Source organism: Plantibacter flavus (assembly GCF_900177615.1).
GTDB classification, from domain to species: Bacteria; Actinomycetota; Actinomycetes; order Actinomycetales; family Microbacteriaceae; genus Plantibacter; species Plantibacter flavus.
In genome coordinates this window covers 139,091-162,424 of record NZ_FXAP01000006.1, presented here as the reverse complement: position 1 = coordinate 162,424, position 23,334 = coordinate 139,091, and the positions used below count along the sequence as shown (strand labels likewise).

23 protein-coding genes are annotated in these 23,334 nt (G+C 70.0%); 12 read left to right on the top strand and 11 right to left on the bottom strand.

The window, feature by feature from the left end; all coding sequences use genetic code 11:
* Positions 1 to 67: 67 nt before the first annotated feature.
* Together B9Y95_RS17390 and B9Y95_RS17385 are read right to left on the bottom strand one after the other, a co-directional pair.
* A complete protein-coding gene (locus tag B9Y95_RS17390) occupies positions 68 to 544 on the bottom strand; it encodes a GNAT family N-acetyltransferase (RefSeq protein WP_085513811.1) in 477 nt (158 codons plus the stop codon).
* Positions 545 to 1,229: 685 nt separating this feature from the next.
* Entirely contained in the window at positions 1,230 to 2,186 is a 957-nt protein-coding gene (locus B9Y95_RS17385; protein ID WP_085513808.1) for an alpha/beta fold hydrolase, read from the bottom strand.
* Positions 2,187 to 2,669: 483 nt separating this feature from the next.
* Between B9Y95_RS17385 and B9Y95_RS17380 the strand changes: the two genes are divergently transcribed.
* Entirely contained in the window at positions 2,670 to 3,302 is a 633-nt protein-coding gene (locus B9Y95_RS17380) for a hypothetical protein (RefSeq protein WP_143736556.1), read from the top strand.
* 31 nt (positions 3,303 to 3,333) lie between these two features.
* On the top strand, positions 3,334 to 3,792 hold the full coding sequence (locus B9Y95_RS17375) for a hypothetical protein (protein ID WP_085513804.1): 459 nt from the start codon (positions 3,334 to 3,336) through the stop codon (positions 3,790 to 3,792).
* Positions 3,793 to 3,985: 193 nt separating this feature from the next.
* Here B9Y95_RS17375 and B9Y95_RS17370 read toward each other — a convergent pair whose 3' ends face one another.
* Complete coding sequence (locus B9Y95_RS17370) at positions 3,986 to 4,282, bottom strand: helix-turn-helix domain-containing protein (RefSeq protein ID WP_085513802.1); 297 nt, start codon at positions 4,280 to 4,282, stop codon at positions 3,986 to 3,988.
* A gap of 111 nt (positions 4,283 to 4,393) precedes the next feature.
* Here B9Y95_RS17370 and map point away from each other — a divergent pair, with 111 nt between their 5' ends.
* Positions 4,394 to 5,170 carry a type I methionyl aminopeptidase gene (gene map / locus B9Y95_RS17365; RefSeq protein ID WP_079706538.1) on the top strand — a complete coding sequence of 259 codons (777 nt, stop codon included), beginning with the start codon at positions 4,394 to 4,396 and terminating at the stop codon, positions 5,168 to 5,170.
* Positions 5,171 to 5,231: 61 nt separating this feature from the next.
* The gene (locus B9Y95_RS17360) at positions 5,232 to 5,732 is read left to right on the top strand and encodes a hypothetical protein (protein ID WP_085513800.1); all 501 of its coding nucleotides are present in this window, start codon (positions 5,232 to 5,234) and stop codon (positions 5,730 to 5,732) included.
* Between the two features lie 3 nt (positions 5,733 to 5,735).
* On the opposite strand, the gene B9Y95_RS17355 is transcribed toward B9Y95_RS17360, so the two are convergent.
* The gene (locus B9Y95_RS17355; protein ID WP_085513799.1) at positions 5,736 to 6,488 is read right to left on the bottom strand and encodes an SDR family oxidoreductase; all 753 of its coding nucleotides are present in this window, start codon (positions 6,486 to 6,488) and stop codon (positions 5,736 to 5,738) included.
* A gap of 183 nt (positions 6,489 to 6,671) precedes the next feature.
* On the opposite strand from B9Y95_RS17355, the gene B9Y95_RS17350 reads away from it, so the two are divergent.
* Positions 6,672 to 6,917 carry a hypothetical protein gene (locus tag B9Y95_RS17350; RefSeq protein WP_085513797.1) on the top strand — a complete coding sequence of 82 codons (246 nt, stop codon included), beginning with the start codon at positions 6,672 to 6,674 and terminating at the stop codon, positions 6,915 to 6,917.
* A 37-nt stretch (positions 6,918 to 6,954) separates the two neighbouring features.
* On the opposite strand, the gene B9Y95_RS17345 is transcribed toward B9Y95_RS17350, so the two are convergent.
* The 4 genes from B9Y95_RS17345 to B9Y95_RS17330 form a co-directional block, all read right to left on the bottom strand.
* Positions 6,955 to 8,220 (bottom strand): GNAT family N-acetyltransferase, encoded by a 1,266-nt coding sequence (locus B9Y95_RS17345; protein ID WP_085513795.1) that lies wholly within the window; start codon positions 8,218 to 8,220, stop codon positions 6,955 to 6,957.
* 118 nt (positions 8,221 to 8,338) lie between these two features.
* Positions 8,339 to 8,689 carry a cupin domain-containing protein gene (locus B9Y95_RS17340; protein WP_085513793.1) on the bottom strand — a complete coding sequence of 117 codons (351 nt, stop codon included), beginning with the start codon at positions 8,687 to 8,689 and terminating at the stop codon, positions 8,339 to 8,341.
* 54 nt (positions 8,690 to 8,743) lie between these two features.
* The gene (locus B9Y95_RS17335) at positions 8,744 to 9,196 is read right to left on the bottom strand and encodes an Lrp/AsnC family transcriptional regulator (protein ID WP_056013555.1); all 453 of its coding nucleotides are present in this window, start codon (positions 9,194 to 9,196) and stop codon (positions 8,744 to 8,746) included.
* A 191-nt stretch (positions 9,197 to 9,387) separates the two neighbouring features.
* Entirely contained in the window at positions 9,388 to 10,845 is a 1,458-nt protein-coding gene (locus B9Y95_RS17330) for an aldehyde dehydrogenase family protein (RefSeq protein ID WP_085513790.1), read from the bottom strand.
* A 243-nt stretch (positions 10,846 to 11,088) separates the two neighbouring features.
* Here B9Y95_RS17330 and B9Y95_RS17325 point away from each other — a divergent pair, with 243 nt between their 5' ends.
* From B9Y95_RS17325 to B9Y95_RS17315, 3 genes are all read left to right on the top strand, one after another.
* A complete protein-coding gene (locus B9Y95_RS17325) occupies positions 11,089 to 12,564 on the top strand; it encodes an APC family permease (protein ID WP_085513788.1) in 1,476 nt (491 codons plus the stop codon).
* 48 nt (positions 12,565 to 12,612) lie between these two features.
* The gene (locus B9Y95_RS17320; RefSeq protein WP_085513786.1) at positions 12,613 to 14,046 is read left to right on the top strand and encodes an NAD(P)/FAD-dependent oxidoreductase; all 1,434 of its coding nucleotides are present in this window, start codon (positions 12,613 to 12,615) and stop codon (positions 14,044 to 14,046) included.
* Positions 14,047 to 14,209: 163 nt separating this feature from the next.
* Entirely contained in the window at positions 14,210 to 15,589 is a 1,380-nt protein-coding gene (locus B9Y95_RS17315; protein ID WP_085513784.1) for an NAD-dependent succinate-semialdehyde dehydrogenase, read from the top strand.
* A gap of 882 nt (positions 15,590 to 16,471) precedes the next feature.
* Here B9Y95_RS17315 and B9Y95_RS17310 read toward each other — a convergent pair.
* A complete protein-coding gene (locus tag B9Y95_RS17310) occupies positions 16,472 to 18,034 on the bottom strand; it encodes a PucR family transcriptional regulator ligand-binding domain-containing protein (protein ID WP_085513782.1) in 1,563 nt (520 codons plus the stop codon).
* Positions 18,035 to 18,096: 62 nt separating this feature from the next.
* Here B9Y95_RS17310 and B9Y95_RS17305 point away from each other — a divergent pair, with 62 nt between their 5' ends.
* From B9Y95_RS17305 to B9Y95_RS20465, 4 genes are all read left to right on the top strand, one after another.
* The gene (locus B9Y95_RS17305) at positions 18,097 to 19,419 is read left to right on the top strand and encodes an aspartate aminotransferase family protein (RefSeq protein ID WP_412458836.1); all 1,323 of its coding nucleotides are present in this window, start codon (positions 18,097 to 18,099) and stop codon (positions 19,417 to 19,419) included.
* Entirely contained in the window at positions 19,416 to 19,538 is a 123-nt protein-coding gene (locus B9Y95_RS21130) for a hypothetical protein (protein ID WP_268808597.1), read from the top strand. Before B9Y95_RS17305 ends, B9Y95_RS21130 begins: the two co-directional genes overlap by 4 nt.
* Complete coding sequence (locus tag B9Y95_RS17300; RefSeq protein WP_085513778.1) at positions 19,535 to 21,070, top strand: CoA-acylating methylmalonate-semialdehyde dehydrogenase; 1,536 nt, start codon at positions 19,535 to 19,537, stop codon at positions 21,068 to 21,070. The genes B9Y95_RS21130 and B9Y95_RS17300 overlap by 4 nt, the downstream gene beginning before the upstream one ends.
* A gap of 208 nt (positions 21,071 to 21,278) precedes the next feature.
* Positions 21,279 to 21,455 (top strand): hypothetical protein, encoded by a 177-nt coding sequence (locus B9Y95_RS20465; protein ID WP_234994156.1) that lies wholly within the window; start codon positions 21,279 to 21,281, stop codon positions 21,453 to 21,455.
* 71 nt (positions 21,456 to 21,526) lie between these two features.
* Here B9Y95_RS20465 and B9Y95_RS17295 read toward each other — a convergent pair whose 3' ends face one another.
* A complete protein-coding gene (locus B9Y95_RS17295; protein ID WP_085513776.1) occupies positions 21,527 to 21,940 on the bottom strand; it encodes a hypothetical protein in 414 nt (137 codons plus the stop codon).
* 1 nt (position 21,941) lies between these two features.
* Entirely contained in the window at positions 21,942 to 23,327 is a 1,386-nt protein-coding gene (locus B9Y95_RS17290) for an Asp23/Gls24 family envelope stress response protein (RefSeq protein WP_085513774.1), read from the bottom strand.
* Between the last annotated feature and the right edge of the window lie 7 nt (positions 23,328 to 23,334).

Here is a 23,334-nt window from a genome sequence, read left to right as displayed (position 1 = left end):
GCATTGCGAATCGCCCCGCGTGGTCGTCCAGGAGGCCCTGGTACGACCATTCGGGGCGATTCGTCGTTCAGCGGCCCGGTGGGTCGGCCCGCCACTCGAGGAGTAGCGGCGCATCCTCGAACCCGGCGCAGCGGTAGACCGGCGCACCCGCGTCGTTCGAGCTGACGGAGACACGGCCGATGTCGCGAGCGCGGGCGGCGTCGAGGAGTCCGTCGACGAGGCGACCGGCGATGCCGCGACCGCGGAACTCCGGGCGGACGAAGACACTCTGCACGTCGCCCGTCAGCCGGCGGAGTGTCCCGATGTTGGGTGCACGGGAGAACACGACGAGCCATGCCATCCCGACGAGCTGATCGTCGACCTCGGCGACCAGGCACACCCGGGAGTCGGGGTCGACCGCGATCCACGAGACGAGGTCGTGGGCGAAGAGCGCCCGTTCCCAGTCGGCGAGCGGGGCGGCCGGCGGTGACATCATCAGCTTCAGCTCGGCGAGCCCGGCGGCGTCGGCCGGCGTGGCGACGCGGATCACGACCTCGGGTTCCATGGGTCGAGTGTGCCACGGGCTGCTGTCATGGGCGGGAGGTGGCCCCTCCGCGGTGCCCTTCGACAGGCTCAGGGAGCGGAGAGGCGCCTCGGGCGGAGGTGGCTGCCGCTGGAGAAGTGACCCGGGACCGGTCACTGAGGCTGTCGAAGGGCAGGGAACGGAAGGGCGGCTCGAGCGGAGGGACCGCCGAGGCACCAGTGACCCGGAACCGAGTGACGGTCACTGAGCCTGTCGAAGTGCGGGGAACGGAAGAATGGCTCGAGCGGAGGGACCGCCGAGGCACCAGTGACCCGGAACCGAGTGACGGTCACTGAGCTTGTCGAAGTGCACGCGAGGGACGCCCGCCCGGACGCGAGCCTCCGCGCTGGAAAGCCGGACTCGAGGGCCCTTCGACAGGCGGATCTTGAGCCTGTCGAAGGGCAGGGAGCGGGATGGTGTCCGAGATAGAGGCCGCCGCCGCTAGCCAAGACTCGGGGCAGGGCTCCGCTCGCCGACCCCGTCGAGGTGCTCGAGGGCCCTTCGACAAGTGGATCCTGAGCCTGTCGAAGGGCGGGGAGCGGGATGGTGTCCGAGGTGGTGGTGACCGCCGCTAGCCGAGCGACCCGCGACCGAGGTCCGCGCGCAGAGCCTGTCGAGGTGTGCACGAGCGCCCTTCGACAAGCTCAGGGACCGGAGGAAGACGAGTTCAGGGAGCGAGCGCCGCGAAGCGGTCCAGGGCTGCACGGAGCACGGCGCTCTCCTCGGCGCCGCCGTGGCCCTCGGTCTCGACGATCGTCAGCTCGCTCACCGGCCACAGCTGGTGGAGGCGCCAGGCGGTCGCGGCCGGTCCGCTGATGTCACGTCGGCCGTGGACCAGCGCGCCGGGTATGTGCGCGATGCGGTCCATCCGCGACAGCACCGCCCGGTCGCCGGTGAGGAAGCCGTCGTGACTCCAGTAGTGGGTGACGAGCGTCGCGAACGCCTGGCGCACGGTCGCGTCGGCGAACAGCTGGCCGACGCGTTCGGGGTGGTCGAGCGACACATGCACGCTCTCCCAGCGGTCCCAGGCGGTCGCGGCGTGCGTGCGGTCCGTCGCGTCGCCCTCGCGGAGACGACGCGCGTAGGCCTCGACGACCCGCTCGCCGTCCCACCGACCACTGTCGGCCTCGAACCGCGCCCACTCCTCGGGGAACACGCGGCCGACGCCCTCGGTGATCCAGTCGACCTCGTCACGACTCGTGGTCGTCACCGCGACGAGCGCCAGCGCGATCACCCGATCGGGATGCTCCTGCGCGTAGGCGAGCGCGAGGGTCGTGCCCCACGAGACACCGGCGACCACCCAGCGCTCCACACCCAGCGCCTCACGCACCTGCTCGATGTCGGCTATCAGACGCTGGGTCGTGTGGTCGTCGAGCTGGTCGCGGGCGTCCACGATGTTCGGCAGGCTGCGACCGCTCCCGCGCTGGTCGATGCCGATGAGGCGGTACCGCGACAGGTCGAAGTGCGAGCGGTACCAACCGGTGCCGAGCGAACCGCCCGGGCCGCCGTGCAGCCAGAGCGCGGGAACGCCGTCGGGGGTCCCGGACTCCTCGACGAAGATCGACGCACCGCCCTCCACGTCGACGAAACCGGTGGTGTGCGGGTCGGCGTGCTCCTCGGTCATCCGTGCCACGGTACACAGATCGGGCCCTGCGTGCGGGCCCTTCGACAGGCTCAGGGACCGGGGACGGGTGAACTCAGGGACCGGGAAGGGGTGCGCGCCCTTCGACAAGCTCAGGGACCGAGAGGGAGCCGTCGCCCTTCGACAGGCTCAGGGATCGGGGACGGGTGAACTCAGGGACCGGGAAGGGGTGCGCGCCCTTCGACAAGCTCAGGGATCGGGAGGAAGCCGTCGCCCTTCGACAGGCTCAGGGACCGGGGACGGGTGTGCGACCTTCGACAAGCTCAGGGACCGAGAGGGAGCCGTCGCCCTTCGACAAGCTCAGGGACCGGGGACGGGTGAACTCAGGGACCGGGAAGGGGTGTGCGCCCTTCGACAAGCTCAGGGACCGGGGACGGGTGAACTCAGGGACCGGGAAGGGGTGCGCGCCCTTCGACAGGCTCAGGGACGGGGAGGGCGACCGCCCGATTTGTAGACTGGGCGCCCATGGGGGAAACGAACGCAGTCACGTCAGGGTCCAAGCAGGTGTGGATCGTCGCCGGAGCGCTCCTGGTCGGGTCGGTCCTCCTCGGCCCACTCGTCCAGATCGGGTCGTTCCTCGGGCCGACCGATGGCATCCTCGCGACGTTCCTGTCCGTCTTCTCGATCGCCCTGTTCGCGATCGGCTCGGACCGTTCCAGCAGCGTGACCGCGAGGCGCCCGCTCGGCACCGGCTCCCTCATCGCGCTCGGCATCTGGATGACGATCAGCTCGTTCGTCCGCGGTCTGGCGACGATCCCGGCCGCCGTCGAGACCTTCCTCAGCTTCGGCTACATCGACCTGCTCATCCAGTTCGTGCTCGCGGCCATCGCGACAACGCAGATCGCGCGCGCCGGAACCGTGCCCCGCCCCTGGAACCTCGCGCCACTCTGGGTCGTGGCGGTGACAGCAGCATCGTGGGTCGTCCAGCAGATCATCGTCGTGGCGGCGGGTTCGAACGTGTCCCTCTTCATCCCGATCATCTTCATCCTCGACGGGTGGGTCCGTGTCGTCGGCCCCGTCCTCCTCGGGATCGTCGCCATCGCCCTCGCCAGCCGCGAGTCGGCCGTCGCTGCTTCCGTCCGGGAGCAGGAGTCGTAGGCTGTCGGGAATCGACATCGGGGGACGTCACATGCATCGACGCATCGCAGCAGGACTCATCGCACTCACACTCGCCGGCGGGCTGAGCGCCTGCACTGGCGGGGTGACGAGCTACGCCGACCTCGAGCGCGACCAGGCCGACAAGGATCGGCTCCCGGCGAGCACCGCCGGAGCCGGCAGCGACGACCCGCTCGCCATCGACGCCGAATCGATCCGACTCGTCGCGGTCCAGGGCGACACGGAGATCTTCCTCGCGTCGGCGACGGAGCAGGGTCAGTCCCGGATCTGCATCATCGTCTTCGCGGAGACCGAACCGTTCCGGGCCTGCGGCAGCGGTGACCGCGTCAGCATGAGCGACAGCGTCAACGAATACACGGTGCTGTCCGACGCCGTCGTCGACACCGCGCTCGACCCCGCTGAGGACTGGACGAAGATCAGCGAGAACGTGTTCACCCGCCCGGTCCAGCCGACGACGAGCGACACGCAGTAACGATCGTCCTCCTGACAGCAGGAGAACCGCCCCGCAGCAGGACAGATGGGCCGCGAGCGTCCTGCTGCCGCGCGGATTTCCGGTTCCTGCGCCCTTCGACAAGCTCAGGGACCGGCGTGGCACGTCAGGCGGATACGGCCGCGGGACTGCGTGGGCCCTTCGACAAGCTCAGGGACCGGGAGCGACCGGGGAGCTACGAGACGAGCCGCTCACGCAGGCGTTCGACGGACGGGGCGACGTCGCGCCGGGTCGGGCTGATCGTCGCCCAGACCTCGTCGAGGGAGAGGCCGAGCACCTCCGCGACGGCGGCGATCGTCGAGAACGCCGGCGTCGCGACCCGGCCCGACTCGATCTTCCGCAGCGTCTCCGGCGAGAGGCCGGCGTCGAGGGCGATGTCGAGCATCGAACGCTCACCACGCGCCTCGCGCAGGAGCGCACCGAGGCGCTGACCGCGTTCGACATCGGAGGGGGTGAGCGGGAGGCGGACCATGCGCCCAGTGTAGTACGGGATAGTTTGACCGGTATAGTTATTGGCCGAGCGCCGTTCGCGGCACGAACACCACCGCACCACGAACGCAGCACGCCGACGGAAGGGCCCCGCATGATCGAGATCTTCACCCCCACCGAGGTCGCGAAGGCGCGTCGCACCGGCGAGCTCGTCGCGAACATCCTCCACACGCTCAAGCACCGGGTGACGGTCGGCACCAACCTGCTGGAGATCGACCGCTGGGCGAAGGCGATGATCCTCGAGGCCGGCGCCGTCTCCTGCTACGTCGACTACGCCCCCTCCTTCGGTCGCGGTCCCTTCGGCCACTACATCTGCACCGCCGTGAACGACGCCGTCCTGCACGGCCTCCCCCGCGACTACACGCTGGCCGACGGCGACCTCCTCACCCTCGACCTCGCCGTCCTCCTCGACGGCATCGCCGCCGACTCGGCCATCAGCTTCGTCGTCGGCACGGCGACCCCCGAGGACCTCGCGCTCATCGAGACCACCCAGGAGGCCCTCGCCGCCGGCATCGCAGCCGCCAAGCCGGGTGCGAAGATCGGCGACATCTCCTTCGCGATCGGCACCGTGCTGCGTGGCGCCGGCTACCCGGTCAACATGGAGTTCGGCGGCCACGGCATCGGCACCACCATGCACCAAGACCCGCACGTCTCGAACGACGGTCGCGCCGGCCGCGGCTACAAGCTGCGTCCTGGCCTGCTCCTCGCGATCGAGCCGTGGGTCATGGCCGACACCGACAAGCTCGTCACCGACGCCGACGGCTGGACCCTCCGCAGCGTGACCGGCAGCCGCACCGCCCACAGCGAGCACACCATCGCGATCACCGAGGACGGCGCCGAGATCATGACGCTGCCGACCGTCACGTTCTGAGCATCCGAAGGCCCGCCGGGCGCACTCGACCGGGCCGGCGCACCGTGTCTAGGCTGGTGAGATGACCGACGATCGCCGCACGGTCCTCCGGGGCCGGTACCTGAGCCTCGGACTCGGTGAACTGTTCGCCGCCGTCGTGTTCACCTGGGTCGCGTCCGTCTCGGTGCTGCCGTTGTTCGAACGGCCTTCCGATGCGCTGGCGTTCTGGTCGGCCCTCGCACCGCTGCTGCTGATACTCGTGCAGGCAGGCGTCTACTGGCTTGCCGCCAGGCGGTGGGTCGAGCAGGGCACGATGCCTCCTGGACTGGCCGCCGCCTTCCGCGGGTTCCGCGTGCTCGACGCGGTACTGCTGCTCGCCGGACTCGTCGGCATCATCGCCTGGTTCCCCGCCCACCCCTTCGCGGCCATCGGCATCCCGTTCGTCTGGCTCTTGGGCGTCACCGAATACGTGAACTACTTCGTCATCCGGCTCGCCTACCCACCGTCCGTGTGGTTCAAGCGGATCGGCGAGTGGCGTACGCCTCGACTCATGCAGGACGTCCGGGCGGCTCAGCGGAGCTGACGCTCAGCGAGCGGCGCTGAGCCCGTCGATCCACTGCGCGAACGTCTGCACACCGTGCTGCGCATCGAGCCCAGCCAGGGTCGTGCCGTCGCGCATCGCCTTGCCGAAGCCGCCGGGCAGCGGGATCTGCACGACCAAGCCACGGATGCCCGTGGCGGCGGTGTAAGCCTTGACCATCGCGGTCATCCGCAGTTCCTCGGGGCCCGCGAGATCGGCCGGGCGGCCCTGCGGCTCGCCCTCCGCCAGCTCAACCAGGCGCTCGGCGACTTCGCGCGCAGCGACCGGCTGCGACGTCATCGTGGGCACCATCGTGACCGGCCCGAAGCGGAACCGTTCGACCATCTGCTGCGCGAACTCGTGGAACTGCGTCGCCCGGAGGATCGTCCACGGGATGCGACCGGTGCTGACGAGCTCCTCCTGCAGCGCCTTGCCCGCGTAGTAGCCGAAGGGCGCCAGGTCGCTTCCGACGATCGACAGCGCGACGTGGTGGGGTACGCCGGCGGCGCCCTCGGCCTCGAGCAGATTGCGGGTGACTGCCCCGAAGAACTGGCGCGACTGCTGGGCGGACTGGGTGGCCGTCGAGGTCACATCGATGACGACGTCCGCGGCCTCCAGCTGCTGCGCGAGCCCGGCTCCAGTAGCGAGGTCGACGCCGGTGGCACGCGACAGCGCGACCACCCGGTGTCCGTGCTCCTGGGCCACCGCGACGACGTGTCGCCCGACCATCCCGCTGCCTCCTGCGACGACGATCTTCATGCGACACTCCCCTCTGCTCGACGGATGTCACTCTAGCGGCGGGATGCCACGGCGGTTGAGTTGCAGTCGGACGCAGCGTGATGTAGAACGAATCTGCGCGTCGAGATGGAGATTCGTCGGCCGGATCGATCCATCCCGAGGCGCACTTCCCGAACCCACCCGACCAGGAACCACCCGACCCCGATGACGACCCTGCAGCACCCCTCGACCACCGGCTCCATCCCCACCCCTCGGCAGCAGCTCGCGGCTCTTCCGCGCACCCTGCGCCGCCGCATCCCGACCGAGCAGCGCCAGCGGATCCACACGCTGGCCGCCACCATCGGCGGCTTCATCCTCGTCACCGGTCTCGCGGGTGCGTTCATCACCGGCTGGTTGATCCTGCTCGGACTCCCGGCTGCTGCGATCCTGATCGGCGCGACCACTCCGTAGGCGGTCACGGCCGCGCGTGAGGCCGGGCTGGTGGCGCCTAGAAGTGCGTCCGGAGGAAGGGCGCCTGCTCCGTCGCGAAGGCGAGGTCGAGCGCTCGGACCGCCTCCCATGACCCGGTGATGAGCCCTGCTTCGGCGAGCGCCGACACGCGCGGGCCGCCGAGGAGGACGGCCGACAGCTCGTTGATGGTGAGGCGCACAGCGTCGTCGTCGGCCGACTCCGGCACGTCACCGAGGCGTTCCGCGACCGCGGCACCGTGCTCGTCGATGCGGAGCTCGAACCGACCGCCGGCGAGACCGAGGGTGTCGTCGACGTCGAGCAGGTGCTCGCGAGGATCGGATGCCCCAGGGACGGTGAACCGGCGCGCACCGAGCACGGTCGGCACGTCGACGATGCGGAGCCAGAGCGAGTCGGCTCGCGCGGTGGTCTTGACCGCACGGCGATCGACCAGTCGCCACTGGATGGCTTCGACCGTCGGAGCCTGGTGGAAGGTGACCTTCGTCGTGAGGCTGATCCCGGTGAGGTGCCGCCAGAGCGCGTAGCGGGCCTCCGGGGTGGTGGCGACGAGGTCGTCGACGACGATCGTGCCCCACTCCTCGCCGACGCGGTAGAGCGCGTAGCCCTGCGGTTCGCCGTCCGCGTCGTCGTAGCGGATGGCGAGCGTGTCACCCTCGCCGTGGCTGAAGTGCCGGATGGTCACCTCGCGGAGGGCCTGCTTCCACCACGCGACGCCGCGGTCGATGTCGCCGGTGCCTCGGGAGCGCTCGAACAGCCCGGGTGCGACGGTGGCGAGCGAGCGCGGGTCGAGCGTGTGGACGCGGCCCGTGGGCGCCGCACCCCGCCAAGCGACGCGCTTGGGGTCGACCTCGTGCGTGAACTCCCAGGTCGCCGGGGCGAAGCCGTAGCGGCCGTAGATGGTCGCCTCGCTCGCGGTGAGTGCGACGACTGCGGCACCGGTGGCCTGCGCGTGGTGGAGTCGGTTCTCCATCAGCGACCGCGCGATCCCTCGACGCTCGTGCGAGGTGGAGACGGTCACCTCGGTGATGGCCAGGGCGCGGACGGTGCCGCCGGGGATCGACAGGGCGGTCGGGAAGGAACCGAGCGTGCCGACGGGGACGAGCGGTTCGGCTGCGGTGTCGTCGTAGACCCCGAGGATGGAGCTGCCGACGAGGAGCTGACGCCGCTCGGTGCGCACTGCCACGTCGGTCTCGGGCTTCGAGAGGAAGCCGCGGGACGCTGCACCCCACCAGAGGTCGAGGGCGGCGTGGTCCGTGTGGTCGAGCTCGACGGTGCGCAGGTTCATGCGCCAAGCCTATTGGGGTGCTCGGGACGCAGGAGATCGGCGCGAGAGCAGGACGGGCGGGCGCGAAGCGTCCTGCTGTCGGGCGGATGTCCTGCTGCCGCGCCGGGCGTCGGGCGGGTCAGGCGACGTAGACCTTGCGGAGGGTCTCGCGGACGGTCCAGGTGGTGCGGGCGCCGGCGGCGAGCCGGCCGATGGAGCCGGCACGGAGCTCCAGCGACGGGGTGCCGTCGGCGAAGTCGACGGTCGCCTCACCGGAGAGGACCACGAACGCCTCGTCGACCTCGGTGTCCTGCACGACGCCGACACCCAACTCCCAGACACCGACCTCGGTGTCACCGACGGCCGCGAGCGACACGATCCCACTCCGTGGCGACCCCGCGACGACGTCCTCGGGCGCGAGTGGGTTGTCGGCGAGCGCCACGTCGGCGCCCTGGAGCACGGCGTTGGGAGCGAGCAGGTGGTCGGTCATGAGGTACCTCTCTGAGCAGGGCGGAGACGAGCGGGGTCGGCGCAGCCGGACGACCTACCCGACGCCCCAGCCGTAGGCGAGCTTGTGGGCCTCGAGCACGAAGAAGGTCTCGGTCGACCGCACCCCGGGCGTCGGCTGCAGGGTGTCGAGGAGGAAGGTCTTGTAGTGGTCCATGTCGCGGCACACGGCCTCGACCATCACGTCGAAGCCACCGCTCGTGAGCACCACGTAACTCGTCTCCGCGTGCTTCGACAGCTCCTGGCACACCCCGCGCGCCATCCCCGGCTCACAGCGGATGCCGATGAGCGCCAGGTGGTCGAAGCCGATCGACAGCGGGTTCGCGATGCCGACGATCTGCAGGATCCCGGTGTCCTCGAGTCGCTGGATCCGGTAGCGGACGGACGAGGCCGGCAGCCCGGTCTCGGTGGCGATCTCCGAGAACGCCTTCCGTCCGTCCTGCTGCAGGATCGCGATCAGCCGACGGTCGATGTCGTCAAGGTCGTTCATGTGGCTCCTCCGGCAGCGGGCGGATGGTCATCTGGCAAGCGTAGCGAGGGAAGCCGTGCGGCCCGGGTGCGGTGTCCGCCCCACCCGAGCCACGAGCCCCGGCCGACCGACCGACCCGAACGCGGGCGGTCGACCGGGGCGACGCCGATCGAGCAGACCAAGGGAGGTCGCTGATTAGCGGGTCGGTCCGACTAGCGGACGTGGATCGCGCCGGTACGGAGGTCGGTCATGTCGTGCAGCGTGTACATGCCGCCGATCCGACCCCATCCGGTGCCCTTGCCGCCCGCGCCACCGAACGGCATGTTGATGTCCCACCAGCCGTTGGAGTCGTTCACGATGACCTGGCCGGTCTCGAGCTCCTCCATGAAGCGGTAGGCCTTCGACAGGCTCTCGGTGAACACCGCGGACTGCAGGCCGAGCGCGTCGGCGTTGGCGATGCGGAGGATGTCGTCGTCGTCCTGCGCCGTGAGGATGGGGAGGACCGGACCGAACGACTCCTCGCGCGACAGCAGACTGTCCTCGGAGACGCCGTCGACGATCGTGAAGTCGTAGTAGAGGTCCGTCGGGTGGCCGGTGGCACGACCGCCGCCGAGCAGGATGTCGAAGCCGAGCGCGCGGGCCTCGTCGAGGTGGCGGTCCATCTTGGCGGCGACGCCCTCGTTGTTGAGCGGGCCGAGGTTGATCCCCTCGTCGAAGGGGTTGCCGAGTCGCACGGTGGCCTTCGCGTAGGCGAGGGCCGCCTCGACGAAGGCGTCGTGGACGTTGTGGTGGACGATGAGCCGCTCGGTCGCGCAGCAGACCTGCCCGCCGCTGTAGAACGCGGAGTCGACGGCGGCCTTCGCGGCGCGTTCGATGTTCGCGTCCTCGAGGACGACGATCGGGCCATTGCCGGAGCACTCCATGAGCGAGCGCTTGAGGCCGGCGGTGCGGACGATCTTCGCGCCGGTGGCGGACGAACCGATGAAGCCGATCGCGTCGATGCCGTCATGCGAGACGAGCTCGGAACCGAACGCGCCGTCGCCGGGGAGGACGCTGACGAGCCCGGCCGGGACGCCCGCCTCGACGAGGCAGTCCATCGCCGCGAGGACCGCGAGGGGCGTGTTGCTCGGCGGCTTGACGATGCAGGCGTTGCCGGTGGCGAGGCCCGGAGCGACGAACTCACTGAACATGAGGAGCGGGAAGTTCCAGGGCGTGATGATGCCCCAGACGCCGACCGGCGCGCGCCAGGTGAACATGCGCTTGTCGATGTCGCTCGACGGCAGCGTCTCACCGTAGAGGCGGAGGGCGTCCTCGGCGTGGAGGTGGAAGAGCTGCGCGGCTTCGGCGATGTCGGCGATCGACTCCGCGAGCGGCTTGCCCTGCTCCAGCGTCTGCAGGCGGGCGAGCTCTTCCACCCGGGCGTTGATCGCGTCGCCGACCCGGTGACAGATCTCCGCGCGCTTGAACACGCCGAGCTTGCGCCATTCCCGCTGCGCCTCGTGCGCCCGGCGCACCGCCTCGTCGAGTTCGGCGGTGCCGGCCACGGGGATCGACGCGATGACGTCACCGGTGACGGGGCTGATCACCTCCGAGCGCTCCGAGCTGGATCCGTCGGTGAACTCGCCGGCGATGAAGAGCTGGGTGCGAGTGAGTGTCGGCAACGTGGTCATTCCGGACCTCCTGGTGTCGTGGCTGGGCCGACGACGCCGAACAGCGTCGTGCGGATGTCGTCGGGAGAATGTGGGATCAGCCTAGGACCTTGCGATTCCTCGAACAAGCAGTATTGTTTCGTCAAAGTTACGATTACAACAACGAAACCGACACGATCTTGTCGTCACAACAATTCTTCGGCACATTGAGTGCACCAGCAGCGAGACAGCGACGTCCCGTCCCCCACGAATCGAGAAGAGCCCATGTCGACCGAACACGTCACCAGCACCGACGAGACCACGCACCTGCCGAAACGGATGCGCTGGTTCGACGGCTTCGCCATGGCGATGACCATGCCAGCCGCGCTCATCGCCACCCTCGGCGCCTCCATCACCGGCCTCGGCGGCTGGGGGGCCGCCGTCCTGTGGGCGATCTCCATGATCCTCGCCATGGGAGTCAACTGGATCTACACCGAGCTCGCCACCATGTTCCCGAACTCCTCCGGCGGCATCGCGCACTACGCGGCCGAAGCGTGGAAGTCGCGCGCACCCTGGGTCGCACCGATCACGGGCGTCGGCTACTGGCTCCCCTGGGGCACCAACCTCGCCACCTACGGCGCGGTCACCGGTGCACTCATCCAGGCGCAGTGGTTCCCGAACGAGGACTGGGTGATCCAGCTCGGCCCCATCTCCATCACCTTCCCGATCCTCATCGGGCTCGGCGTCATCGGCGTGATGTACCTCATCAACGTCATCGGCGTCCGCGTCACGATGGCGTTCGTCTACATCACGGCGGGCATCCTGCTCATCCCGCTGTTCGTGTTCATCGTCTTCCCGCTCTTCAGCGCCGACTGGGCACCGCTCGACCTCACCTGGAAACTCGAGGGCATCGAGGGCCTGCACACCGCGATCGTCTGGCTGTACATCATGGCGTGGACCACCTTCGGCATCGAGGTCTGCGCGACCTTCGCCCCGGAGTACCGCGACTCGGTGAAGGACACGACCAAGGCGATCAAGGCCTCCGTCCTCTTCTGCCTCGGCGTCTTCTTCGTCATCCCGCTGACCCTCGGCGGCTACGCGGGTGAAGCGGCGATCGCCGACAACCCGGCGACCTTCTTCGTCGCCAGCTTCGCCTCGCTCGTCGGTGGCGCCGCGGACGTCATGGTGCTCTGCCTCATCGCCTCGCTGCTGCTCATCATGACCACCTCGGTGGCCGACGCCTCACGCGTGCTGTTCAACATGGGCAAGGAGCGCGTCACCGTCCCGTCGCTCGGCGTGCTCAACCGTCGCGGTGTGCCGTTCCGCTCGCTCAACGTGATGCTCGTCATGAACGTCGTCATCCTGGTGGTGCTGCAGAACCCGCTCGCGATCATCGTGACCGGCAACCTCGGCTACATCCTCACGCACTTCTTCGCCGTCTCCGGCTTCTTCCTGCTGCGCAAGGACCGCCCCGACGCCGTCCGCCCGATCCGCCTGCCGCGCTTCTTCGTGCCGCTGTCGGTCGTGCTGTCGGTCATCCTCGCGATCATCCTCATCGTCGGTGCCACCGGGTTCTCCACCACGGGCTACGGCGGGTTCCTCGAGCTCGGCATCGCGCTCGGACTGCTCGCGCTGGGCGTCGTCATCTGGCTGTTCGTGCAGCGGAGCACCAAGCTCGACGCGGGACTCGGGAGCGGCGGGGCATCCGCCGGAACCCCACGTGCCGAGGCCGAACACACCGACGCCGCCCGCACCGACTGACCGCGCACCACACACCAGCACCGAACCACGCACCACAGGGGACCCACCATGAGAACCACCTACGAACTGGCCGAAGAGCTCGCCGACACCGCACGCCTGCGGGAACAGCTGGCCTCGGCCGAACCGGAGCCGTACTGGCTCGACGACCCGGCGCGGCCCGCTCCGCTCCCCCGCCTCGAAGCGGACGTCGAGACGGACCTGGCGATCGTCGGTGGTGGGTACTCGGGCCTGTGGACCGCGCTGCTCGCGAAGGAGCGCGACCCGGACCGCCGGGTCGTGCTCCTCGAGGGCCGGCGCATCGCGTGGGCGGCGTCCGGTCGCAACGGCGGGTTCTGCGAGCCGAGCCTCACCCACGGATCGTCGAACGGCAAGAGTCGCCTGCCGCACGAGTTCGACCGCCTGGAGGAGCTGGGACGCGAGAACCTGCGCGAGATCGGCGAGACCATCGCCCGGTACGGCATGGACTGCGACTGGGAGGATACGGGGCTGCTGCAGGCGGCGACGGCTCCGCACCACGTCGACTGGTTGCGGGAGAGTGCCGAGGAGCACGGCGCGCGGTTCCTCGACCGCGAGGCGATGCAGGCCGAGGTCCACTCGCCGATCTTCCAGGCCGGCCTGTTCGAGCCGACCGGTGCGGCGCTCGTCAACCCGGCCAAGCTGGCGTGGGAGCTGCGACGCGTCTGCCTCGACCTGGGTGTGGAGATCCACGAGTACACGCACGTCCGTTCGATCCGGTCGGACGCGACGTCGGTGACCCTCACGACGACGCACGGCTCGGTCGTCGCGAAGCACGTCGCCCTCGGCACCAACGTCTTCAAAGCCCTCATCCCGAGTGCCCGGAAGTACACGGTGCCGGTCTACGACTACGCGCTCATGACGAACCCGCTCTCCGCCGAACAGCTCGAGAGCCTGGGATGGAAGGGCCGTCAGGGCATCTCCGACCTCGACAACCGCTTCCACTACTCGCGGCTCACGACCGACGCGAACGGGTCGACCCGCATCCTCTACGGCGGCTACGACGCGGTCTACAACTACGGCGGGCGGGTCGAGCCGCGGTTCGACCAGCGCGAGGAGTCCTTCCTCAAGCTCGCCGCCCACTTCGCCCACACCTACCCGCAGCTCGCCGACCTCGGCTTCTCCCACAAGTGGGGCGGGGCGATCGACACCTGCGGGCGGTTCTTCTCCTTCTTCGAGACCGCGCACGGCGGCAAGGTCGCGCACGCCGCCGGGTTCACCGGGCTCGGCGTCGGGGCGACGCGGTACGGCGCGAACGTCATGCTGGACCTCCTCGCCGGCACGCCGACCGAGCGTACGACGATGGACTTCGTCCAGAAGAAGCCGACGCCGTTCCCGCCCGACCCGCTCGCGTTCATCGGCGCGCGCATCTCGCTGTCGGAGATGGCCCGAGCCGACCGTAACGAGGGCAAGCGCGGACTCTGGCTCCGCACGATGGACGCCGTCGGGCTGGGCTTCGACTCCTGAGCGACGTTTCGGCCCATGAGCCGCGGTCCAACCCATGACAGGCGGAGCCTGGTTCGATACGGTGCAGGTGGTGGTCCCGCTCCCGTCGAACCCGCACAGCTCGCGTCGGCCCGCAACGGACACCGCACCGCACCAGCAGCACCTCAGACAAAGGAGCACACCAGTGAGCGACTACGCCGTCGTCAACCCCGCGACCGGAGAGACTCTCCGCGACTACCCGACGATCACGGACGAGGAGCTGCAGCAGGCGATCACCGCCGCGTCCGCCGCCCACGAGGAGTGGTCGCGTCGCGCTCCCGTCGCCAACCGTGCCGCGCTCATCGCCCGCGTCGCCGCCCTCCACACGGAGCGCCGCGAGCAGCTGGCCGAGATCGCCGTCCGCGAGATGGGCAAGACCTACGAGCAGGCGCTCGGTGAGGTCGACTTCGCCGCCGCGATCTACCAGTACTACGCCGACAACGGTGAGGCCTTCTCCGCCGACGAACCGATCGAGCTGTCCGACGGCACCGGCTCCGCATTCATCCGTCGTGCGTCGCTGGGCGTGCTGCTCGGCATCATGCCGTGGAACTTCCCGTACTACCAGGTGGCGCGGTTCGTCGGCCCGAACGTCGTCAACGGCAACACGATCCTCCTCAAGCACGCCCCGCAGTGCCCCGAATCCGCGCTGGCGATCGCGCAGATCTTCGACGACGCCGAAACCGAGCTGGGCGCCCACGACTCCGTGTACGTGAACATCTTCGCCACGAACGACCAGATCGCGACGGTCATCGCCGACCCGCGCGTGCAGGGCGTCTCGGTCACCGGTTCGGAGCGCGCCGGTTCCGCCGTCGCCGAGCTGGCCGGCAAGCACCTCAAGAAGGTCGTCCTCGAGCTCGGCGGGTCCGACCCGTTCATCCTGCTGTCGACCGACGACCTCGACGCCGCCGTCCAGGACGCCGTCAACGCCCGCATCGACAACAACGGGCAGTCCTGCAACGCCGCCAAGCGCTTCATCATCATCGACGAGCTGTTCGACGACTTCGCCGCGAAGTTCACCGAGGTCTTCACCGCGAACGCCCCGGCCGACCCGATGGCGGAGAGCACGCAGCTCGGCCCGCTGTCGTCGGCCGCCGCGACCGAGCGACTCGGCGAGCAGCTCGGCCGCGCGAAGGCACAGGGCGCGACGATCCTGGCATCCGGCGAGCCGTCGGGGAACTTCTTCCCGCCGGCCGTGCTCACCGACGTGACGCCCGAGATGGACGCGTTCCACGAGGAGTTCTTCGGACCCGTCGCGTCGCTGTACCGGGTCGCGTCGGAGGAGGAGGCCGTGCGCCTCGCGAACGACACCCCGTTCGGCCTCGGCTCCTACGTGTACACGACCGACCAGGAGCAGGCGCTGCGGGTCGCGGACGGGATCGACGCCGGCATGGTGTGGATCAACCTCGTCCTCGGCGACGCGGCGGAGCTGCCCTTCGGCGGCGTGAAGCGCTCCGGCACCGGCCGCGAGATGGGCAAGCCCGCCATGGACGAGTTCGTCAACAAGAAGCTCATCCGCATCGCGTAGGCTCCGCTCACTGAGCTTGTCGAAGTGCGGTCGCTGAGCTCGCACCACCGGTCGCCGAGCTCGCGCCACCGGTCACTGACGCCCCATCCGGTCACTGACGCCCCATCCGGTCACTGACGCCCCCATCCGGTCACTGACGCCCCATCCGGTCACTGAGCCTGTCGAAGTGCGGTCCCGCCCCATGTCGACCGCCCTTCGACAAGCTCAGGGTCCGGGATGGGTTGCGCGCGAGAACCGGGACACGGTGCACCCGCTCACCGCGCTCCTCACCCGCGGAACGCTTTCCGGTCACCGAGCCTGTCGGAGTGCGGTGCCGCCCCATGTCGACCGCCCTTCGACAAGCTCAGGGTCCGGGATGGGTTGCGCGCGAGAACAGGGACACGGTGCACCCGCTCACCGCGCTCCTCACCCGCGGAACGCTTTCCGGTCACCGAGCCTGTCGGAGTGCGGTCCCGCCCCATGTCGACCGCCCTTCGACAAGCTCAGGGTCCGGGATGGGTTGCGCGCGAGAACCGGGACACGGTGCACCCGCTCACCGCGCTCCTCACCCGCGGAACGCTTTCCGGTCACCGAGCCCGTCGGAGTGCGGTCCCGCCCAATGTCGACCGCCCTTCGACAAGCTCAGGGACCGGAACGTTGTGGCTCAGGGACCGGGATGGTGCAGCTCAGGGACCAGTCCGGCAAGGCGACTTGGGGACCTGAACCCCTGCTGGGGTTCGTCGGCAAGCGGCGGTCACCCCGAACCGTGCACCTTTTCCGCTCCCTGAGCCTGTCGAAGGGCCCACGGAGGCACCTCGACAAGCTCGGTGACCGGGGTGGGCTCGAGGACCGGGGTGGGCTCGGTGACCGGGTTGCGCTCGTCGATCGGGGCCCGAAGGATCTTCAGCCGTCGGCGAGCTGGAGGGCGCTCCACAGCTCGGCACGGTCGCCGAAGCGCGAGAGGTCGAGGTCGAGCAGCGACTCCAGCGTGGTGATGCGCGCGCGGAGGGTCTGCCGGTGGATCCCGAGTCGGCCAGCCGCCTGGTCGGTCACGCAGTTCGCCTCCAACCACACCCGAGCCGTCTCCACGTGGACCGCCCGAGCCTCGGCACCGAGCCCGCCCAACGGCTCCAGCAGCCGGTTCGCCAGCACCGACCCGCCCGAGGCGCTCAGCAACCCGAGCAACCCCTGCTCGGCGAGCGCCTCGTACCGCACGAGTCGCGGCGTCTCCCCGGCCGACGCGCGCGCCCGCTCGGCCTCGGCCAAGCCGTCCCGCAAGCCCTCCCAATTCGTCCTCGCCGACACCCCGCCCGACAGCCCGTGACGGCCGACGACGACGTCCCAGAGTCCGGTGTCCGCGTCGCTCGACACGATGACGATCCGTTCGTCCTGCTCGGCGAAGAACAGCTTGCCGCCGTGCGCCGCGGCCTGCACGTCGAGTTCCGAGAGGAAGCCCAGCTCACCCACGGGGATGTCGACCACGGCGACGCGGATCGGGTCGGGCGGCAGCGGCCCCCAGAGCCGCTGGGCGGTGCGCTCGGCGACGGCGCGGTCCCCGGAGAGCAGCAACTCGAGGAGCCCCGACCGCAACTGTCGGCGTGCGAGGTCGAGGGCGCCGTGCTGCTCGAGGGCGATGCTCGCGAGGCCGATGACGCTGGAGACGAGGTCATGCTCGGCGTGGTCGAGCGGCACGCTGGAACCGACCGCGAGGATGCCCCGCAGCTCGCCCCGGCGACCGAGCGTCAGCAGCGTCGCGCCCGCCGCTCCGTCCGCGAGGTGCAGGCCGGCCCGCGACCCGCGGCGCAGCACCTCCGCGACGGCTGCCTCCACGCCCTCCGGCACCGGTTCGCGCGTCCTCGTGGTGACCCGGTTGCCGAGCGCGTCGTACAGCGCGACCCAGCAGCCGAGCTGCTGCCCCAGCTCCGCGAGGATCGCGGTCAGGCCGTCGGGTCGGAGCGCCGCCCTCGCGACCGCACGCTGAGCGGCGAGTGACCACTCGAGCGACGCCACGCGTGCGGCAGCGACCGCGTCGGCGACGAACCGGATGATGCCGATGAACGGGGTCCGCTCCCCCACCTCGAGCAGGGTGAACCCGTGACGCTCGCACGCATCGACGAGCCGCTGCGGGATGTCGGCGTGGATGATCCCGGTGGCGAACCCGAGCGCGATCACGCCCCGCGCGGAGAGGCGGCGGACGTACTCGTCGGCGCGGCGGTCGGCGAGCTCGTCGCTCATCTCGCCGGTGAACTGCATGCCGTCGGTGAGGAGCAGCTGGCCGGGCTCCAGCCAGGGCGTCGGGTCGCCGAGGTCGGAGCTGTGCACCCAGGCGATGTCGCGATCGAGGACGTCGGCGTCACCCGCGACGACGAGGCCGAGCTTGAAGACCGGCTCGGCCATGAGCGTGCGCAGGGACACGTTCGAGGACGCACGGCCGACCTCGCCAGCGATCACGGAAGTGGTGGACATGTGCCGAAGCTATCACCGATCCCGCCATGTACATCGGCCGCGTCGATTGCCAGGCTGCAGGAGTGATCAATGACTTCCTCTCCGGCCTCGACAATGCCGGCGTCCGCGACGCCGACACCCAGCGCGTCCTGCACTCCTGGTCCGCCCAGAGCACGCTCAAGCCGCTCCCCATCGCGGGTGGTCTCGGCAGCACCGTGTGGGACCACGACGGACGCCACTACCTCGACTTCTCCAGCCAGCTCGTCAACGTGAACCTCGGGTACCAGCACCCGAAGGTGGTCGCGGCGATCCAGGAGCAGGCGGCGCAGCTCACCACGATCGCGCCCGCCGCCGCGAACGCGACCCGTGCCGAGGCGGCGCGGCTCATCCTCGAGCGTGCGCCCGAGGGCTTCGAGAAGGTCTTCTTCACCAACGGCGGCGCCGACGCGAACGAGAACGCGATCCGCATGGCGCGCATCGCCACCGGCCGCGACAAGGTCATCTCCACCTACCGCTCGTATCACGGCAACACCGGCGCGGCCATCGTCGCGACGGGCGACTGGCGCCGCATCCCCAACGAGTACGCCCGCGGTCACGTGCACGTGTTCGGCCCGTACCTCTACCGCACCGAGTTCTGGGCGACGACGCCGGAGGAGGAGTCGGAGCGCGCCCTCCGCCACCTCGAGCGCACCGTCCAGGCCGAGGGTCCCGGCTCGATCGCCGCGATCCTCCTCGAGACCGTGCCAGGCACCGCCGGCATCCTGACCCCGCCGCCCGGCTACCTCGCGGGTGTCCGCGCGATCGCCGACCGCTACGGCATCATGCTCATCCTCGACGAGGTCATGGCCGGCTTCGCCCGCACCGGCGAGTGGTTCGCGTTCGACGCCTTCGACGTGCGCCCCGACCTCATCACCTTCGCGAAGGGTGTCAACTCCGGCTATGTGCCGCTCGGTGGCGTCATCGTCTCGGAACACATCGCCCGCGTCTTCGACGAGCAGGTGTTCCCCGGCGGACTCACCTACTCCGGCCACCCGCTCGCCGCCGCGAGTGTCGTCGCGACCCTCACCGCGATGGCTGAGGAAGGTGTCGTCGAACACGCCAAGGCGATCGGTGCCGACCACATCGGCCCCGCGCTCCGCTCCCTCGCCGAGCGCCACGAACTCATCGGCGAGGTCCGCGGCAGCGGCGTGTTCTGGGCGGTCGAGCTCGTCGAGGACCGCGAGACCCGCGCACCGCTCGATGCGGCGGCGATGGGTCGGTTCAAGTCGTCCCTGCTCGAGGCCGGCCTCCTGCCGTTCATCAGCGAGAACCGCATCCACGTCGTCCCGCCCGCCGTCGTGACCGCCGACGAGGTCGCCTCGGGTGTCGCGATCATCGACGCCGCCCTCGGGGAGCTGAGCGCATGAGCGGCGACCCGGACCCGTTCTGGGACTCGGTGTCGGGACTCCCGGCACCCGTCCCGGCACGACCAGCACCCAGCACCAGCACCCCTGCACCCCACGACGCCCAGGAGCCCTCCGCATGACCACCACCGCCTCGAGCACCACCCCCACCTCCGACGCCGGTTCGCTGCCGGTCGTCCCGCACTGGATCGATGGAACCGAGGCCCCGTCCACGTCCTGTCGCACCGCCCCGGTCTACGACCCGGCACTCGGTGTCGCGACCAAGCACGTCGCACTCGCGAACCAGGCCGAGATCGATCGCGCCGTCGCATCCGCCGCCGCGGCCTTCCCCGCCTGGCGCGACCTGCCGCTCGCGAAGCGTCAGCAGATCGTGTTCAAGTTCCGTGAGCTCCTGGAAGCGAAGAAGGGTGAGCTGGCGGAGATCATCACCGCGGAGCACGGCAAGGTCGTCTCCGACGCGCTCGGTGAGATCACCCGGGGGCAGGAGGTCGTGGAGTTCGCGACCGGCCTCGCCCACCACCTGAAGGGTGAGTTCTCCGAGCAGGTCTCGACCGGTGTGGACGTGTACTCCACGAAGCAGCCACTCGGGGTCGTTGGCATCATCTCGCCGTTCAACTTCCCCGCGATGGTGCCGATGTGGTTCTTCCCGATCGCGATCGCGGCCGGGAACACGGTCGTGCTGAAGCCGAGCGAGAAGGACCCGTCCGCGGCGATCTGGCTCGCGAAGCTGTGGAAGGAAGCCGGGCTCCCTGACGGGGTGTTCACGGTGCTCAACGGTGACAAGGAGGCCGTCGACGGGCTCCTGACCCACCCCGACGTCCGTGCGATCTCCTTCGTCGGTTCCACGCCGATCGCGAAGTACGTGTACGAGACCGGCACCGCACACGGCAAGCGGGTCCAGGCGCTCGGCGGGGCGAAGAACCACATGCTCGTGCTGCCCGACGCCGACCTCGACCTCGTCGCCGACTCCGCCATCAACGCCGGCTTCGGCTCCGCGGGCGAGCGCTGCATGGCGATCTCGGTCGTCGTCGCTGTGGAGCCCGTCGCGGACGAGCTCATCGCCAAGATCGCCGAACGCGCAGCGACCCTGCGCATCGGTGACGGCCGCCGGAACTGCGACATGGGACCGCTGGTGACGAAGGTGCACCGCGACAAGGTCGCCTCCTACCTCGACATCGCCGAAGCCGATGGAGCGACGATCGTCGTCGACGGCCGCAACACGCCCATCGACGGTGACCCGAACGGGTTCTGGCTCGGCCCGACCCTCATCGACAACGTCCCGACGACGTCGAAGGTGTACACGGAGGAGATCTTCGGACCCGTCCTCGCGGTCGTCCGCGTCGCCTCCTACGAAGAGGGTGTCGCGCTGATCAACGGTGGTGCGTTCGGCAACGGGACCGCGATCTTCACCAACGACGGCGGCGCCGCCCGACGCTTCCAGAACGAGATCCAGGTCGGCATGATCGGCATCAACGTGCCCATCCCCGTCCCGGTCGCGACGTTCTCCTTCGGCGGGTGGAAGGACTCCCTGTTCGGCGACACCAAGGCCCACGGCGCCGAGGGCGTCCGCTTCTTCACCCAGCAGAAGGCCATCACCTCCCGCTGGCTCGACCCCTCCCACGGCGGCATCAACCTCGGCTTCCCCCAGAACTGAGGCTCCCGGCCCCTCGGCAGTGCTCCCCGCGAGCCTGCCGAGGGGCCGAGTGCTTCCGGAGACCCCTCGACAAGCGCACAGAACGGGTGGGAGACGCGGTCCCTGAGCCTGTCGAAGGGCGGGACCAGGGACGGCCCCGCCCTTGCCACGGGTCGGCCGCAGCCGCGACAATGGCCCCGCCGACCACGACCGACGAGGGGCGCCACTGATGGCCATCGGACCGACCGAGCTCGATCACCGCTTCACCGCGCCGATCGGCGTCGATGTGAAGGGCGACGTCTGGTCCTGCGTCGAGATGCCCGGCTCGGCCGAGTTCCTCGGCACCGGCAAGTCCGTCCGCGTCGACGCGACCGTCGACGTCCACCTCACCCGCCGCCTGAGCTGAGAGCAGGAGATCCGCGCGACAGCAGGAGATCCTGAGGGAGGACCTCCTGCTGCCGCGCGGATCTCCTGTGCTCAGCCGCCCGTGACCCGGCTGATGAGGTCCTGGATGAACGGCACCACGTCAGATGCCTGGTCGACGCCCGCGAAGGCGACCGCCAGCAGCGGCCACAGCGACACGAGGAGCGCCGAGATCACCGCGGCGACGGCGAGCACCCAGGAGAGTGCGCCGTTGCGGCTGCGGACGCATCCGAGCAGGAACAGCAGTGCGAGGACGTACCCGATGAGGAGCGCGACCACGATGCCACCGACCGGGACGTTGAGCGCACCGACCGTCGCGCCGTCGGCGGCGCCGATGAGCCCGAGGATCGGGATCAGTACGCCGACGACGATGAGGACGAGCAGGACGACCCCGGTGATCGCGGCGGCCCACACGGCTCGCGGCCGCGGGCGGGCGCCGTACGACGTGGTCCGGCTGAAGAGCGGCATGTCACTGCTCCTTCGTCGGCGCGGCAGCTTGGACGGCCGTGGCCTCGGCGGGAGCGTCCGCCACCTCGTCGACGTCAGCGACCTTCGGGGCAGGCTGGTCGTGCGTGTCATCGTCGGCGGGCTCGAGCGCGCTCGGAGCTCCGTCGACGGGCGCCGCGGCGCCGCTGTCCTGCTCGGGGGCCGGCACCAGGTCGGCATAGGGGCTCGTGGTGGCCGGCACTTCCACCGGAGCGTCCTGGATCGCATCAGCCGCACCGACGGGCTCAGGGTCGGCGAGGTTCGGGTCGGCGCCGTGCGTCACCTCGTCAGCGACGGTCGCGAGCGAGTCGGCCGCGGTGGCCAGCTGGCGCGCGGCCTCGGCGAGCTCCTCCGAAACGTCGTCGGAGGAATCCGACACCACCGCATCGATCGGTTCGCCGCCGACGTCGCCGTCAGCCACGAGCTCGCTGTCCGAACCCGCGGCCGCACCCGGCTGCTCGTCCTCCAGTGCCCGGCCGTCGTCGCCCTCGGACCGGCCGGTCCGCTGCTCCACCGCGTCACCAGCGGCGTCGGCCAGGTCGGCCGCTCCGGCTCGGGCCGAGTCCACCGCGTCCGATGCAGCAGCCTTGGCGTTGCCGAACGCGTCTCCAGCGGCCTCCGCCGCGTCGCCGATCGCAGCACCCGCCGCGGACGTCGCGTCGCCGACGGCGGCTTTCGCCTCGTCGATCACCTCCCCCGGATCGGGCTCGATCGGGTCGAACGGCCCGTGGATGTCGGTGACCGTGATGTCGATGTCGACCGGTCCCGGGTGGCGGGCTTCCAGCATGGCCGCGACGTCGGCCCGGACCGTGTCCGCGACCTCGTCGATGCTGGCCGGGTACTCGGCCACCAGTGAGACCTCGACGTTCAGCACGTCCTCGTCGGCCAGGACGTTGACGCCCGGGACGGCGGTGCGGCCGAGCAGGCGGGTGCGGGCGCTGTCGATGGCGCGGGCCGTCGGGGACCCGAGGGCGTGCACGCCGGGGACCGTCTCGGCCGTCGTGGCGATGACCTGGGCGAGCTCGTCGGCCTCCTGCTCACGTCGCCGGCCGGAGTCGAGCTCGACCACCGGTGCGTCCGCGGGTTCCGGCGAAGCCACCGGCTCCGACACCGTCACCGTCGGCGTCTCGTCGGAGACCGAGTCGATCACAGCCGGTTCAACAGCCTCTGATCCAGCGACCGTCGTGTCCGCCGCAGCGACCGATCCAGGAGCGGACACGGTCCCACCCGCGTGCTCGCCGTCGTGCGACTCGATGCGGCGGACCTCGTCATCGGGATGCGCGGGTACGAGCACCGTCGGGTGCTCCGCCCGGACCTCGGCCGGGGTGGGGATGTGCTGCTGGTCCGGGTGCTTCGTGTCGTCGCTCATGCGATCC

Bases quoted from the DNA above. Each gene is read 5' to 3' on its own strand.
- B9Y95_RS17390 (WP_085513811.1), bottom strand. From the start codon at position 544: ATGGAACCCGAGGTCGTGATCCGCGTCGCCACGCCGGCCGACGCCGCC.
- B9Y95_RS17385 (WP_085513808.1), bottom strand. From the start codon at position 2,186: ATGACCGAGGAGCACGCCGACCCGCACACCACCGGTTTCGTCGACGTG.
- B9Y95_RS17380 (WP_143736556.1), top strand. From the start codon at position 2,670: ATGGGGGAAACGAACGCAGTCACGTCAGGGTCCAAGCAGGTGTGGATC.
- B9Y95_RS17375 (WP_085513804.1), top strand. From the start codon at position 3,334: ATGCATCGACGCATCGCAGCAGGACTCATCGCACTCACACTCGCCGGC.
- B9Y95_RS17370 (WP_085513802.1), bottom strand. From the start codon at position 4,282: ATGGTCCGCCTCCCGCTCACCCCCTCCGATGTCGAACGCGGTCAGCGC.
- map (WP_079706538.1), top strand. From the start codon at position 4,394: ATGATCGAGATCTTCACCCCCACCGAGGTCGCGAAGGCGCGTCGCACC.
- B9Y95_RS17360 (WP_085513800.1), top strand. From the start codon at position 5,232: ATGACCGACGATCGCCGCACGGTCCTCCGGGGCCGGTACCTGAGCCTC.
- B9Y95_RS17355 (WP_085513799.1), bottom strand. From the start codon at position 6,488: ATGAAGATCGTCGTCGCAGGAGGCAGCGGGATGGTCGGGCGACACGTC.
- B9Y95_RS17350 (WP_085513797.1), top strand. From the start codon at position 6,672: ATGACGACCCTGCAGCACCCCTCGACCACCGGCTCCATCCCCACCCCT.
- B9Y95_RS17345 (WP_085513795.1), bottom strand. From the start codon at position 8,220: ATGAACCTGCGCACCGTCGAGCTCGACCACACGGACCACGCCGCCCTC.
- B9Y95_RS17340 (WP_085513793.1), bottom strand. From the start codon at position 8,689: ATGACCGACCACCTGCTCGCTCCCAACGCCGTGCTCCAGGGCGCCGAC.
- B9Y95_RS17335 (WP_056013555.1), bottom strand. From the start codon at position 9,196: ATGAACGACCTTGACGACATCGACCGTCGGCTGATCGCGATCCTGCAG.
- B9Y95_RS17330 (WP_085513790.1), bottom strand. From the start codon at position 10,845: ATGACCACGTTGCCGACACTCACTCGCACCCAGCTCTTCATCGCCGGC.
- B9Y95_RS17325 (WP_085513788.1), top strand. From the start codon at position 11,089: ATGTCGACCGAACACGTCACCAGCACCGACGAGACCACGCACCTGCCG.
- B9Y95_RS17320 (WP_085513786.1), top strand. From the start codon at position 12,613: ATGAGAACCACCTACGAACTGGCCGAAGAGCTCGCCGACACCGCACGC.
- B9Y95_RS17310 (WP_085513782.1), bottom strand. From the start codon at position 18,034: ATGTCCACCACTTCCGTGATCGCTGGCGAGGTCGGCCGTGCGTCCTCG.
- B9Y95_RS21130 (WP_268808597.1), top strand. From the start codon at position 19,416: ATGAGCGGCGACCCGGACCCGTTCTGGGACTCGGTGTCGGGACTCCCG.
- B9Y95_RS17300 (WP_085513778.1), top strand. From the start codon at position 19,535: ATGACCACCACCGCCTCGAGCACCACCCCCACCTCCGACGCCGGTTCG.
- B9Y95_RS20465 (WP_234994156.1), top strand. From the start codon at position 21,279: ATGGCCATCGGACCGACCGAGCTCGATCACCGCTTCACCGCGCCGATC.
- B9Y95_RS17295 (WP_085513776.1), bottom strand. From the start codon at position 21,940: ATGCCGCTCTTCAGCCGGACCACGTCGTACGGCGCCCGCCCGCGGCCG.
- B9Y95_RS17290 (WP_085513774.1), bottom strand. From the start codon at position 23,327: ATGAGCGACGACACGAAGCACCCGGACCAGCAGCACATCCCCACCCCG.